The 13,322-nt window shown below is 42.5% G+C and carries 10 protein-coding genes; 3 read left to right on the top strand and 7 right to left on the bottom strand.

Going from position 1 to position 13,322, the window contains the following annotated elements; genetic code table 11:
- Positions 1 to 108: 108 nt before the first annotated feature.
- A complete protein-coding gene (locus ACT3IB_RS00160; protein ID WP_491536990.1) occupies positions 109 to 1,764 on the bottom strand; it encodes a class I adenylate-forming enzyme family protein in 1,656 nt (551 codons plus the stop codon).
- 137 nt (positions 1,765 to 1,901) lie between these two features.
- Between ACT3IB_RS00160 and ACT3IB_RS00155 the strand changes: the two genes are divergently transcribed.
- Positions 1,902 to 2,708, top strand: coding sequence for a protein-L-isoaspartate(D-aspartate) O-methyltransferase (locus ACT3IB_RS00155; RefSeq protein ID WP_491536989.1), 807 nt, complete (start codon positions 1,902 to 1,904; stop codon positions 2,706 to 2,708).
- 15 nt (positions 2,709 to 2,723) lie between these two features.
- Here the strand turns inward: ACT3IB_RS00155 and ACT3IB_RS00150 are convergent, their stop codons facing one another.
- Positions 2,724 to 4,394 carry a tetratricopeptide repeat protein gene (locus tag ACT3IB_RS00150; protein WP_491536988.1) on the bottom strand — a complete coding sequence of 557 codons (1,671 nt, stop codon included), beginning with the start codon at positions 4,392 to 4,394 and terminating at the stop codon, positions 2,724 to 2,726.
- A 316-nt stretch (positions 4,395 to 4,710) separates the two neighbouring features.
- Positions 4,711 to 6,300 (bottom strand): sensor histidine kinase, encoded by a 1,590-nt coding sequence (locus ACT3IB_RS00145; RefSeq protein WP_491536987.1) that lies wholly within the window; start codon positions 6,298 to 6,300, stop codon positions 4,711 to 4,713.
- Between the two features lie 254 nt (positions 6,301 to 6,554).
- On the opposite strand from ACT3IB_RS00145, the gene ACT3IB_RS00140 reads away from it, so the two are divergent.
- Together ACT3IB_RS00140 and ACT3IB_RS00135 are read left to right on the top strand one after the other, a co-directional pair.
- Positions 6,555 to 7,370, top strand: a complete 816-nt coding sequence (locus ACT3IB_RS00140) for a hypothetical protein (protein WP_491536986.1) — start codon at positions 6,555 to 6,557, stop codon at positions 7,368 to 7,370.
- A 44-nt stretch (positions 7,371 to 7,414) separates the two neighbouring features.
- Positions 7,415 to 9,118, top strand: a complete 1,704-nt coding sequence (locus ACT3IB_RS00135; RefSeq protein WP_491536985.1) for a S8 family peptidase — start codon at positions 7,415 to 7,417, stop codon at positions 9,116 to 9,118.
- Between the two features lie 17 nt (positions 9,119 to 9,135).
- On the opposite strand, the gene ACT3IB_RS00130 is transcribed toward ACT3IB_RS00135, so the two are convergent.
- From ACT3IB_RS00130 to ACT3IB_RS00115, 4 genes are all read right to left on the bottom strand, one after another.
- Complete coding sequence (locus ACT3IB_RS00130) at positions 9,136 to 11,370, bottom strand: IGHMBP2 family helicase (protein WP_491536984.1); 2,235 nt, start codon at positions 11,368 to 11,370, stop codon at positions 9,136 to 9,138.
- 292 nt (positions 11,371 to 11,662) lie between these two features.
- The gene (locus ACT3IB_RS00125; RefSeq protein WP_491536983.1) at positions 11,663 to 11,938 is read right to left on the bottom strand and encodes a DUF4242 domain-containing protein; all 276 of its coding nucleotides are present in this window, start codon (positions 11,936 to 11,938) and stop codon (positions 11,663 to 11,665) included.
- Between the two features lie 37 nt (positions 11,939 to 11,975).
- Positions 11,976 to 12,791: a class I SAM-dependent methyltransferase gene (locus tag ACT3IB_RS00120; protein ID WP_491536982.1), complete on the bottom strand. Its 816-nt coding sequence runs from the start codon at positions 12,789 to 12,791 to the stop codon at positions 11,976 to 11,978.
- Positions 12,788 to 13,315, bottom strand: a complete 528-nt coding sequence (locus tag ACT3IB_RS00115) for an OsmC family protein (RefSeq protein ID WP_491536981.1) — start codon at positions 13,313 to 13,315, stop codon at positions 12,788 to 12,790. The genes ACT3IB_RS00120 and ACT3IB_RS00115 overlap by 4 nt, the downstream gene beginning before the upstream one ends.
- Positions 13,316 to 13,322: the final 7 nt, after the last annotated feature.

Genomic DNA, 13,322 nt, shown 5'->3' with positions numbered 1-13,322 from the left:
TTTTCAACCTTAATTAATAACGAATAGAGGAGCAAGTATTATTGTGTAACTGGGTTAAGGTTTGATTTTCCAGATTGTCCAAATCCTTTCATCGTCGAGCTTCACCTGCTAACTTTTTCTAAACTGGGTGTCTTTCCACTGTTCAAAATGGTGCGTTACTTTCCGGCGTTGATACTTACCCGTTGAGGTAACAGGTATTTTATCCCCAAAGACAACAACTTTAGGTGATTTCGAAAATGGCAGGTGCTCTCTGCAAAACTCTAAAATTGCTTCTTCATCTTCTTCCGCTCCATCTTTAAGCTGTACATAGGCCCCGACCTCTTCGCCGTACCAGTTATTTTCAAATCCCACGGCAATGCCTGCCTTCACGCCCGGGGCTTTATTGATCACCTCGTCAATTTCAAGGGGGGCCAGGTTTACTCCACCACGAATGATTAACTCTTTTAGTCGACCAGTAATAAAAAAGTAGGAACGTCCTTGCTCATCATTGACATAAAATCCCTCATCTCCACTTCGAAACCAACCATTTTTAAAGGTCTTTTCATTGGCTTTTCGGTTATTGTGATATTCCAGCATCACGTTCACGCCCCGAATCACAATTTCGCCACGCTCCTCTTCTTCTAACTCATTCCCGTCTTCGTCATGGATAGCCATTTCATTGGCCGGTATCGGCACACCGATACTGGGATACCCGTAATCAGAAAGCCACTTTCTGTGTTCTTCTTCATCCAGATCAACAGGAAGAAAGCAGGAATAGCAAGTAGTTTCCGAAAGACCGTAGCCGTGAATTATGGGAATATCAAACCGCTCTTCAAAGGTTGTCGCTACTTTAACGGTCAACGGCCCGGCTCCGCAAATTACGTGCGTTAAGGTTGAGGTATCGGGCATTTCTTTATCTGAGTAATAATTGTTTAGATACTGCAGCAACGTAGGAACAACACTGACGATATGAACGCCCTCTTTTTTGATGGTAGGAAAAAAGCGGCTGGTCCTGAACTTTTGATTAAGGACCGTAGATCCCCCAGCAAAAAACGGGGTGAGTAACGTAACTACGGTACCGTTTACATGATGAATCGGCAGCACGCACATCATACGCGTTTGATCGTCAATATTGTGCCAGTCAGCAATGCCTCGAGCATCTTCAAGCAAATTACGCTGACTCAGCACCACTCCTTTGGGTGCACCGGTAGTTCCTGAAGTAAAGACAATCAGCGCTTCGGAATCCCTCAAATTATCGTCAGGAAGGTCAAGATCTCCCTTCTCACTGGTAAAATTCTCGATATCTCCTTCACAGACAATCCACTCAACATTTTTTAAATACTTGTACGATTCCAGAATTCCCCTAAATCGATCGCGGTATTCGGTGCGGACAAATGCCAACTCGACTTCTCCATTTTCAAGGATATAGGCAATGCGCTCATCATCTTCCCCCAAATTGATCGGCACAACCACTAATCCCAACAGCCAGGCGGCAAAATACTGCACAACGGTATGCCAGTGATTATGTGAGATCGTTGCAATACGATCGCCGTGACTAAGTCCGTGGTTCTGCAGAAACCGCGCACAGTTTATCACATGCTGACAAAAATCAACATAGCTAACCTCGGTTCTGTTATCATTTTCATCAATATAGGTCAAGTAGTTAGCCTCCTTATCCAAACGTTGCTGTAATAATTCAGGGATATCCGAAACCGCCAAAGGAGGTAACTGTTTAGAAGTATCACGAGCGTAGTCGATTTTTTGCTGAAGTTCTTGAAAATCCATAAAGCACTTGTTTATTACCCATTGAGCTGTGCTCAATTTTAGGTTTTGAAGGGCGGAAAGGCAAATAGCTTCCCTATTTTGAACGGATTGTAGAGGATAGTATGTTCTTTTGATACGGATAAAAGAATACCACTTTTATGAAAACACTAAATCGTTTTCTGGTTTTCCTGATAGCATCAGCAGGAATATGGCTTACATGTGATGATCCTATTCCTCTGTCAGCCGCCGATTTACTATTTCCACATGATACAGATACTGTTGTAGCTGATACGGTGCAATGGGAACGTCCTCGTTTCGATCAGCGCCAGAAGGAACGGTACGAGATGGTCAACAAAGGCATTGAAGACCGTGGTATTATTAATGATCCAACAGTACTGGATGCGATGCGCCATGTTCCGCGTCACTTTTTTGTGCCGAAAAACTATCAGGAACATGCCTATGCAAATCGTCCCCTTCCGATCGGATATAACCAGACGATTTCACAACCGTTAATTGTAGCCTATATGTCTGATCTGTTGGATATTGAAGCGGGCGAAAAAGTACTGGAAATTGGCACGGGCAGCGGCTATCAGGCGGCGGTTTTATCCGAACTCACTCCGCATGTTTATACCATAGAAATTGTGAAACCACTGGCTGACCAAGCCATAAAGCGATTTGAGATACTAGGTTATAATACTATCACCACAAAAGTTGGTGATGGGTATAAAGGATGGCCGGAACACGCTCCATTTGATGCTATTATTTTAACAGCAGCCCCTGAAGAAATTCCTCAACCGCTCATTAATCAGCTGGCTCCTGAAGGAATATTGGTAGCTCCGGTTGGCAATGTTAATGACAACCAGGTTTTGACCAAAATCACAAAAACAAAAGACGGCAACATAAAAAGAGAACAAAAAATGCCGGTTCGGTTTGTTCCCATGACTGGGAAAAGTCAAAAACAGTAAATAAATCTACATCCTTTACTGGCTATCATAACCCAGCATTCTTTCTTCTTTCTCTAATATTCGCGCGGAAGTAAGCTCGATATCAGCATATTTCCAAGCTTCATCAAACTGATTCTTAATTTCTTGTGCTTCATTTTCAAGTCCCTGAGCCAATAAACTCTGATGTAAACCAAAGAGCGCCCAGCCATTTTTAGGAAACTCTTTGAGGTCATCACGAAAGACCTGTTCGGCTTCCAAAGGTTTTTTTGCATCTAGCAAAACGGTACCGAGATTGTGACGCACGGGGAAGAACCAATCCGGCGGCTCATTATACAGCAATTCATCTTCAATCGTGATCGCCTCTTTTAAAAATGCTACAGCTTGGTCGTATTCGTTATTTTTTGCAGCAATTTCTCCCTCTAATACACGCGTAGCTATCTGCATGAGATCGTAGGCGTGATTCATAATAATCACCTCTTTTAATAAATCATTAGCTGCTAGAATTTTTAGCTCATCCAGATGTTGCCGTGCACTATCAACTTGATTGTTGGCCAAAAACGCCATTCCTCGAGCATAATGCCAAACGCCGAGAGGATAAAGCAGTTCCCGGTCAGGTTTTGGAGTAACCAGAATTTTATCCCATTCACCGAACCGTACATTTCCATACATTGGGATCGTCCAAAAATGCTGCAAGAGTCCCATTCCCGGCTCACGCATCATGGTGGTATCAACATGCTCAAAAGTACTTTGGGCAGCCGCTAAACTACGTTTTTTTCGCCCTTCTAAAGTAGCCGTTGCCCACAAAAAGTGATGGTTATGCGGCATATATCCCAGTGGATACATGCCCTGCTGATGGCATTGCGCAACATATTCATTATCGGATTCAATCGCTCGTTCATTTGCTTCTGATCCCTCATGATACATCCCTATGCGTATATAAGTATGGGCTGGCATATGAACCAGGTGTCCCGCTCCGGGAACGGCATTACTTAATCGCTTCGCACTTTCCAAAGCTTTTTCGGGATTGGGCGAAGCTTCGGAAGCATGAATGTACAAGTGGTTAGCCATTGGATGATCCGGTTCTTTCTCAAAAATACGCTCCAGTACCGCCATAATTTTAGGCGTCCACGGTTGGGCCTCTCCCTCTTTTGTCCAAAAATCCCATGGGTGCAGATTCATTAAGGCCTCAGCATATAACACCTGCGCATCCATATCATCGGGATATTTTTCAGCTAATTTTCCCATCGCCTCGGCATAGGCGATATCAAGTGGGGTGCGATCTTCGGGCAGTTGTTTAGCATATCGCTTTGCCAACGCATTAATATAATCTTGCTCCCGTTGCGTACCGTTGGACTTTAATTCCTGAGCTTGCTGCATAGCTTCCCATGCTATCGGAACTGCATCAGGCAGCATAGGCAGATTCAAATTTGGTCCCTGTACCAATGCAATGCCCCACCAAGCCATTGGATGATCAGGCTGAAGCTCAACAACCTGCCGAAACGAACGCTCCGCTTCTTTATGGTTAAAACCGTATGTCAATATTATGGCTTGATCAAAATATCGAGTTGCAAGGGTATCATTTAACGAAACATCAAAATGATGATCTCCCATCCCCTCAAATAAAGGTGCTGTTTGATCAGCAAACAAATTTCGGTCATCAGCCTTGTCGGTACAACCAGCAGTTAGAAAAAGGCTGCCTATTATCATCCCTATAAAATAATGGCTAGGTACAAATGAACACTGTTTTCTTTTCAGCATTACTCCCTCAGAATTAAAAATTAATAGAATAATTGTTTATACCTCTAAAGGTGAATTTAGATCCCCATTTATTCAATTAATGTGACGAGAGGCTAAGGCTCTTTCTTGATTTCTTTAAGTCAGTAGTAGCAGATTGATTAACTCTAACTCAACAAAAGTGGGGAACTGTTAAAGCTGTTTAAATACCACAGAATTGATAGTAAAAGCGCTATTAAAAGTATACCCGCCGTCTGAGAGATGAGTTTTTATATTATTGATAAAAACCTTATTGAACGGGCTCCCAAGAGTTGAAATACGATGGGGAGTCTTTTTTATCAAAGGAAAACTCTAAGTTTACAGCTTCTTCCTGCTCCTGATCTTGGACGCGGTGTAACTCGGTATTAAGCTGTTTCGTAAGTTTTCTAATCAGTGTGCCATCCAATGAATCGGCAACTGCAATCTCAAATGGTTTAGAAATTCCTTGGAATTTGGCGTGTACCAGTTTTTCAGTTCCTTCAACTCTAATTGTAATTTCAGTATTGTTACTGGTATGACTGAATTCATGTTTACAAATAAGAGTCAACAGCTCGTTGAGTAGTAATCCAAAGGTTACAGCCTGGCTGATGGTTAGTTTAAAAGAAGAACATTCCAAGATAAACCGCGTTCCGTCAATTTCTCCAAAATTGGCTTCTACTTGTTTTACAATGCTTTCGACATAAATATCCATTTTAACATCAGCAGCATCTTCGTGCTGATAGGTTTGTTCATGAACTTTACCCATCGAATAAATACGGGAATGACTCTTGCGTAACTCCTTTTGTACATTCTGATTTTCTGAGTTTTGAAGCTGAAGCTCAATCAGTCCTGAGACTAACTGCATATTATTTTTTACCCGGTGATGGATTTCTGCTATGAGCGATCTTTTTACTCGCACCTGTTCTTTTAATGTTTTATTCCACCCTTCAACCAACCGAATACCACCTAATCCGGCAGCCAGCAAGATCACTATGGCAATCCAAGCAGTCAATTCAAACGTTTGTGAAGCACTTAGAATCTCATTTGCAAAACTGGAAGACGTATTTTTTAGTGCTTCTTGTATTCTCAGGGTACCCAATTGTTCAGCTGAAAGTATAAAAATAACCAGAACAGTTACTACAGATATAATGGCACTGTATACCCATCCCAGTGAAATTTCGGGACGCTCGGGTACATCAAAATATTTATCCTTTACACGTTCAATTTTATTTCCAACCAGAAAAAGAATGGGAGCATTAATGAGAACAAGCTGAAGAAATGTACCGGTCCACCAGCTTTGCCAGGCAATAAGTGTTTCTTCAATGGTTAGGCCTTGAACATGGCTCCAGATTAAAGACCCCAACGAAGAAGCCATAGATGCTACCAGTGCAACGCCCACAAAAAAGGCAAAATGAGTAATACTGTCTATGGTATAATGAAAATGGGTACTGTAATATACGACCGCAAAAATAGCCATACCCAAAACAACTGCGATGCCGAAAAGTATTGACCACTGGGTTGGCATATTAAAAGCCAGCGCAACCATAAAAGTAGAGAGGTATGCAGGAATAAATCCCCATTCAAATCCTAACCAAAACAGTAATAAGTTTGATATTAAAAGCGGCGGATAAAACAGCAGAAAAAGCGAAATCGCCTGGCTCGTACTTGCTAAGGTGTCCCAATCGGAAGGAATCCAATAAATAACAGAAAGAAAACTGAGAACAAATAAGACAAGCCATAAAAAAAGTATTAGTACTACTTTTTTACTAAACAACCCATATTCTTCCAGTAAATATCCCAATGGCAGGGGACGCCAGTAACCACTATCTCGTTCGCTCGTCTTCCCTCTTTCTTCTTTCATCTAAAAATAATCCTTTTATATTTCAACTTATCCAGAGTAATCTAACCGCCTTTCCAAATTTCCTTGATCACATATTGAATTATCAATCTTAGTTTGATTCTACCATAAGTTTTGATTAACACAAAAAAATCGGTCTTCGATTAAAAAAAATTAACATCCACCAAATAAGCTGAAACTTTTGAGCGTTAAAAATTATCGTTAGCTTATTTTCTAAAATATTTATCACCTCATTTATTTCCATCAATTATAAAATCATGACATATTCGCGGTTAACGATTTTTATTTTTTGCCTCTTATTTCCCTTTCTGGGTATAGCTCAAGATTCTTCGAATGCCAAAGATAGCACCGATATCGATCGGATTTTTAACTTGGTGCCGGTCAAACAAACATTAACTGAGCTTCCAAAAGATCTTAAAAGCCAATTTTCACAGAATCCGTTTCAAATACCTGCTTCAAAAAACAGCAAGCTTCTACAACTTTACGGTGAAGCATATCACGCTGATTCCCTCTTAAAAATGGCACGCAAAAGTTTTAAAGAAAATTTTGATGCCAATTATGCTGATTCAGTCCTCACTACCCTGGAATCTGATAAGGTAAAACCTGTCCTAAATGCAGAGGCTGAATTTTATACCTTACAGGGTACTCGAAAACAGATTGTTACAAAATATGAGCTTGAACAGGATCAGCCATCTGAAGAACATATTTCAATTATCAAAGACCTTATTGAACACCGCTCGGCAAAAAAATCTGCCCTAGGGTCTCAGACTATCCTTTTCCGCTCTTTGGTTATTGGCACCGATGCAATCAGCAATAATTTAAACGTAAGTGAAACGCAGATTAACAGCATTGTAAACAATTTTAAAAATCGCCTGCAGATGCAGTTAGAAGATGAGTTGGTTAATAATTATTTAGTTATGTACCATGGATTAGATAATAATCGAATTAGACACTATGCAAACTTTTATGCTACCGAAGCGGGAACTGAATTCAAAGAGTCCCTGAATGAAGCGGTTCTTACGGCTTTCAAAAAAGCTTCTGAACAACTTATCTCCAGTATTGAATCGTTGTAAGTAAATATCAAATCTAGTTGTAATCATTTATAACCTTTACCTGTATGAAAAAGCGACTACTAATTATACTGGCTTTTGCTCTTTCCTTTTATAGCTGCTCAACAACCCAACAAACGGTTTCTGATGATGAAGCCATTAAACAAAGTGAACGATATGTGCAGGAGGAGGCTCCAGATTCAGTAAATTTTGAAACGATGCTGGAACCGCCCGAAGGATGGCATCACTGGGATGAGGAAGTCACCCAATTCCGCGGCATAAGCAGTGACCGTGCTTACCACGAGTTACTAGGTGATAAAGTCCCACAAAAAACAGTTACTGTGGCCGTTATAGACGGTGGCGTGGATACCGACCACGAGGATCTCAATGATGTTATTTGGATAAATGAAGATGAAGTGCCGGATAATGGCAAAGACGATGATAATAATGGCTATGTGGATGATATTAACGGATGGAATTTTATCGGCGGTGCTGACGGTGAGAATGTTAATCACGATACCTTTGAATTAACCCGTCTTTATCGAAAGCTGAAGGAGAAGTACGGTCAAAAAATGAAATCATCTGCTTTAACCGCCGAAGAAAAAGAAGAATACCTTTATTACCGGGAAATAAAATCGGATTACGAAGACAAAATACAAGAGTTAAGTCAACAGTACCAGAATATTCAGAACATAGCACAGAGCAAGGCACAAGCTGAAAAGATACTAAATAACCATTTTGCCGACTCGTCTTATTCCTACAAAGACCTCCAAAACCTTCAGCCTACCAGTCAGGACCTTAACTTTGCCAAAAATGTGATGATTTATGTTATGGAAAATGACATTGACTCCACGGTCATTGCCGATCAGAAAAAACAAATTTATGAGTTCGCAAAATACGGTTATAACCCTGATTTTAATCCCCGCGATATTGTGGGTGATGATTATGATGATAAATCAGAGCAATACTACGGCAATAACGATGTAGCGGGACCTGATCCCTCCCACGGAACACACGTGGCCGGAATTATTGGAGCCGAACGCAATAATGGAATTGGGGTAGACGGTGTTGCTTCAAACGTACAAATTATGGCGATTCGCGCCGTTCCCAATGGCGATGAACGCGACAAAGATGTAGCGAATGCCATCCGTTATGCCGTGGATAACGGGGCTGATATTATCAATATGAGCTTTGGAAAAAGTTACTCTCCCTATAAAGAGGTGGTTGATAAAGCCGTGGCTCACGCCGATAAAAACAATGTACTGATGGTGCACGGAGCGGGTAACAGTGCACAAAATGTCGATACAACGGCCAATTATCCCACAGATAAATATAGCAGCACCATGAGTGATTCTACTGCCACGCTTTGGCTTAGTGTGGGAGCAACAAGCTGGAAACCAAATCAAGAGTTTGTTGCTAACTTCAGTAATTATGGAAACCAAACAGTAGATCTATTTGCCCCCGGCGTAGATATTTACTCCACCATGCCCGATAATGAGTACCAATTTCAGGAGGGTACTAGTATGGCATCACCGGTTGTTGCAGGAACTGCAGCATTGATTATGGCTTATTATCCGGAATTGACTGCCAAGCAGGTTCGGCAGATTATCCTCGATAACACCATCCAATATCCCAACCAGCAAGTAACCGTACCAAGTGAAGGAAATCCACAGGATGCCCAGCAGGCTGCCTTTGCAGAACTATCGGTGTCTGATGGTGTGGTCAATGTTTATAAAGCGCTGCAGGCGGCAGGGCAAATGAGTATGAAATAGTTAATTGATACGTGAAATTATAGCGGGATCATTCTTCCTTTTTCACGCACATAATCTACGAAATGCTTGTAGATTTTATGAGCTGTTATTGTATCGCTGTCGCCTACCACAATAAGCTTTCGTTTTGCTCGGGTCAACGATACGTTGAGTCTTCTGACATCCTCAAGAAAACCGATACGCCTATTTTTATTGCTCCGTGTCAGTGACATGATCACCACTTCTTTCTCGCGCCCCTGGAAACCATCAACCGATTTTATCTCCAGATTTTCCGTATCAATTTTACGATCCAGCAAATCAACCTGATCCTTATACGGACTGATAACAGCAATATCCTCAGGCGGCAACCCCGATCTCAGTAAATTATCCACCATCTGTGCAACCAACAACGCTTCCTCGGGATTTTCTTTGGATGTAGACCCCTGCCGTATTCGTTCGGCGGCGTCACGTCCGGCCGTATCCACAAATATGACCGGCGTATGTGGTTCCAGAATATCTGTCAGATTGTTGTCAAATACATTGACATCCAGCTGGAAGTCTTCGAGAGTATGCTCCTGTACGCTTTCATCGGCAGTAAGGATGCCATCATAGAACTGCTCATTTGAAAATGCCATTATGTTTTCGTTCATCCGATACTGTATCTCCAGCGTATTTTTGCTTGCGGGATGCTTTTCAGCGAGACGTTCAAAAAGTGTGTCCTCCAACCCTTTGTTAGCAGCTTTACGATTCTTAACTGTGGGCGGCAGCTGACGATGATCTCCGGCCATAACTACCTTCTTGCCGTGGGTAATAGGTATTAAACAGCTCGGTTCCGTTGATTGCGTAGCCTCGTCAATCACAACAAGATCAAACTCACGGTTTGCTATGAGATCACTGCCAGCTGTACTGTTGGTTGAGCAAATAACCTGCTTGGACTCCAAAATTTCATTAACGGCTTCCTCGCGCAGCTGATCCGCTTCCTCAAATAAATCTTCGACCTCATCCTGGAGCTCAATCCAACGGGCCATATCTTGAATTTTATCTTCTGAAACGCCCCGCGAGCCGCGCCCTTCTTCAGCAAGCTCTTTGATCTTGGTATTACTCATACCTCTTCTAAATTTCCCGGATGGATGCGTAAATTCTTCCTGCTCCTCTTTTTTCTCAAATGCCTGAGAGCGTAGATCTTCTGACTTGCGATAGAGTTCGTTTTCCTCGATCAGGCTGTCCAAAGTATGCTCTTTTAGTTGTGATGTCACCCGCGCCGGATGCCCTACTCGGACTGCTTTTACACCACGATCAAGCAGAAAATCGAGCATATTATCAACAGCAATATTTGATGCAGCCGTAGCAAGCACTTTCTGTCCATTCGCCACCGATTGTTCAATTACTTCTATGGCTGTTGTTGTCTTGCCGGTACCCGGTGGACCGTGAATTAAGTGAATATCATCAGCACCCAGACTATAGGCCACTGCTTCTTTTTGTGACTCATTTAGCTCGTTATTGAACCACTCAACGCCCTCTGCTTTCTCCGGCTCTTCTGGCGAATCCAGACCCACTATAATATTTCTAAGTTCCGCCAACCTTCCGGTTGCTTCTTCTACTTCAGTCAACGCATCCTTCATCCGCTGATAGGTAATATCATTGACATAGAGATCCATGCGCAATCCCTTACCAAAAATGAAGCTGCGGGGCTGATCAAAAGCAACGGTAACAGAATAGTTGGTTTTTTGTACGACCGTACCGGTAGGATTGTCGCTAAGTAAAGGGTCTCTGCGCGAAACCATTACCAAATCGCCAACAGCTATTTCTGTCTCCGGAAGTGGCTCACCCTTGTGCTGACGCATAAACTTCACCAGCTTGCCTTCGAGCGCATTGCCTTCGTCACGGCCTCTCAAATGTAGAATAGCTTTTCCTTCGGCCTCGCGCTGTTGGCCAGAAAGCGACCGAATGCTTTCCTCGTGCTCTCGCATTTCCTCTTCACGCTCCAGCTCTACCAATCGCTTGAATCGGTTCACGTAATCATAAATCGTTTCAATTTCTTCAAAATCCTCCTCTTCAATATTTCGAACCGAGACCCTGGAATGGCCAACTTTTTTTCCATTCAGTTGGCTTGCAAGCTCTTCTGCTTTTCCATCATTAACTTCTACAAAAGCTTTCGAGCCATTAATATTAATATTTCCGATAATTGCGGGATCAATGTCCGTTTCTCCACCAATAGCACCAAGAATATCGCCCGGACCTTGACCATCTAATTCAGTAATCAAGATATTGCTCATAGTCTTATTCTAATCTCTGCTTTCCTTCTTTTTTAATTTGATTTAGCTTCATTTAAACACAAAAAAAAGTGGTTTAAATTCCAAGTCTAACCAGAAAGCCCCAAGATCCATCTCAGTGAAACAAATATCCATATTGAAAGTCGATAATACCGCTAAAAAATAGATGAGACTAAAATTAGTCTATACCCTCCCATGAAAGCCCAGGTGTAAAACCAGCTTCCCCAGAGTTCTGATTAAGCACATTCTCAGCAGAATTCAAGCAAAAAATAAAGAAAAATTTATGACTGAATTGTTATTTCTCAGCAGTGAGCGGCTCCATAATGTAATCTATCTTCGTAATTTTATTGGCTGGAAAGCCGCTGCGCTCTGCGTGCTCTTTAATTAGCTCCTCATTTTTAGCAAGATACACGCAGTGCGTTTTATTTTCACTCACATACGAATGAATCCACTGGATATCGGGACCTATATCTTTAAGCGCGTGCACTGATTTCATGGCCGCGGCTTTTCTATCCCGGTGGTTTAGTTTACCAACTCCCGGTACATTTCGTTCGATTACATATTTGGGCATGATGTTCCTCCATTTATGTTAAATAACTTTTCTGTACTTATTTTCTACCGGATACAATCACAAATTCTCCCGGAATTTCGTATCCGCTCCCATTTTTAAATGGCATTATAGACTCGATGTATTCGGTGTGAACCGCATCTTTCGTTTGCTCATCAAACTTTCGATACGCCAAGGCCACCGCCCCACCCTGGAACGCACCGATAAGGGCTTCCTCATCCGATTCGTAGGGCAGCGGAACCTCAAATCGATCTAACTCCACATCCTCAAAACCGGCGTTTTCAAACTCTTGGGCCAGTGTATTTCCCGTGCCAAGCTGGAAGAAAAGCGGACACACATCCGTTTCCACGCGTGCATCCACGATGGGAAAAATTCCAGCCCAACCACAAGCACTGCGACGTCCCCACACCAAAGCCGCAGTTCGTCCGCCTGGGCTCGTAACCCGATACATTTCCTGTATCGCTTTATCGGGATTAGGGTAATACATCAGTCCCAGCGAATTTACAGCCACATCAAAAGACCGATCCTCAAATTTCAACTCCTCGGCATCCATGTGCATAAATTTAACATTGGATGCATCCAAGTCCTGAAAGATATCCCTAGCTTCATCGATCATCTTTTCAGATAAATCAATGCCAACAATTTCACCTTCTTCTCCAACCGTTTTTGCCATGGGAAAAGTCACTAACCCCGTTCCACAAGAAATATCCAGAACCCTTTCGCTGGGTTGCAAATCAATCTTTCTCAACAATTTTTCTTGTGCAGGTTGTAGCTGACGTTCCCACCCTTTCTGATAATACGGTGATGAGTAATCCCAGCCATATCGCTGTACCCTGCGTTGTAATGCCGGTTTCATACTTCCTCCCTTTCTTTAGATTCAATCATGACTTCTCGCTTAACGGGAATGGCACGACTAAAATCATCCAACACCGGACTGTGCCTATCGGCTTCTTCGATCATCTGCATTATTTCGTTTTCTGGTGCTGGACTTTCGATATGTACTCTATATCGAATGGCATTAAAGCCGGGCGGATCATCACTAAGATGCAACATGCTGCGAGCATCAAAATCTGACTCGACATCAATCTCAAGGTTATCTATTGGGATACCCAACACGGCTGCTCGCTGCGAATAAGCGATTGCCAGACAGCTACCCAGCGCGCCGCGCTCCAGAATACCGGGACCCGGTCCAGCGTCGTTACCACCCTCGGATTTTCCGATATCAACGTTAAATTTCCAGTGCTTATGCTCCACTTCACAGGTCGTTCCGTCGAATAATCGTACTTTTGTTGTTGCCGTACTCTTTGCTTTTGACGGACGCATCTGCAACGCCTTTTGATTCCGTTCAAAGGCTTCCTTAACGGTTTTTGAATCAGCCATAATAACT

Source organism: Fodinibius sp. GM21 (assembly GCF_058386955.1).
Note: the sequence above shows the minus strand (reverse complement) of the source record. Positions and strands in the feature narration are given on the sequence as shown.

What these genes read in the sequence shown, in the direction of transcription:
- ACT3IB_RS00160 (WP_491536990.1), bottom strand. Translation starts at nt 1,764, where the DNA reads ATGGATTTTCAAGAACTTCAGCAAAAAATCGACTACGCTCGTGATACT.
- ACT3IB_RS00155 (WP_491536989.1), top strand. Translation starts at nt 1,902, where the DNA reads ATGAAAACACTAAATCGTTTTCTGGTTTTCCTGATAGCATCAGCAGGA.
- ACT3IB_RS00150 (WP_491536988.1), bottom strand. Translation starts at nt 4,394, where the DNA reads ATGATAATAGGCAGCCTTTTTCTAACTGCTGGTTGTACCGACAAGGCT.
- ACT3IB_RS00145 (WP_491536987.1), bottom strand. Translation starts at nt 6,300, where the DNA reads ATGAAAGAAGAAAGAGGGAAGACGAGCGAACGAGATAGTGGTTACTGG.
- ACT3IB_RS00140 (WP_491536986.1), top strand. Translation starts at nt 6,555, where the DNA reads ATGACATATTCGCGGTTAACGATTTTTATTTTTTGCCTCTTATTTCCC.
- ACT3IB_RS00135 (WP_491536985.1), top strand. Translation starts at nt 7,415, where the DNA reads ATGAAAAAGCGACTACTAATTATACTGGCTTTTGCTCTTTCCTTTTAT.
- ACT3IB_RS00130 (WP_491536984.1), bottom strand. Translation starts at nt 11,370, where the DNA reads ATGAGCAATATCTTGATTACTGAATTAGATGGTCAAGGTCCGGGCGAT.
- ACT3IB_RS00125 (WP_491536983.1), bottom strand. Translation starts at nt 11,938, where the DNA reads ATGCCCAAATATGTAATCGAACGAAATGTACCGGGAGTTGGTAAACTA.
- ACT3IB_RS00120 (WP_491536982.1), bottom strand. Translation starts at nt 12,791, where the DNA reads ATGAAACCGGCATTACAACGCAGGGTACAGCGATATGGCTGGGATTAC.
- ACT3IB_RS00115 (WP_491536981.1), bottom strand. Translation starts at nt 13,315, where the DNA reads ATGGCTGATTCAAAAACCGTTAAGGAAGCCTTTGAACGGAATCAAAAG.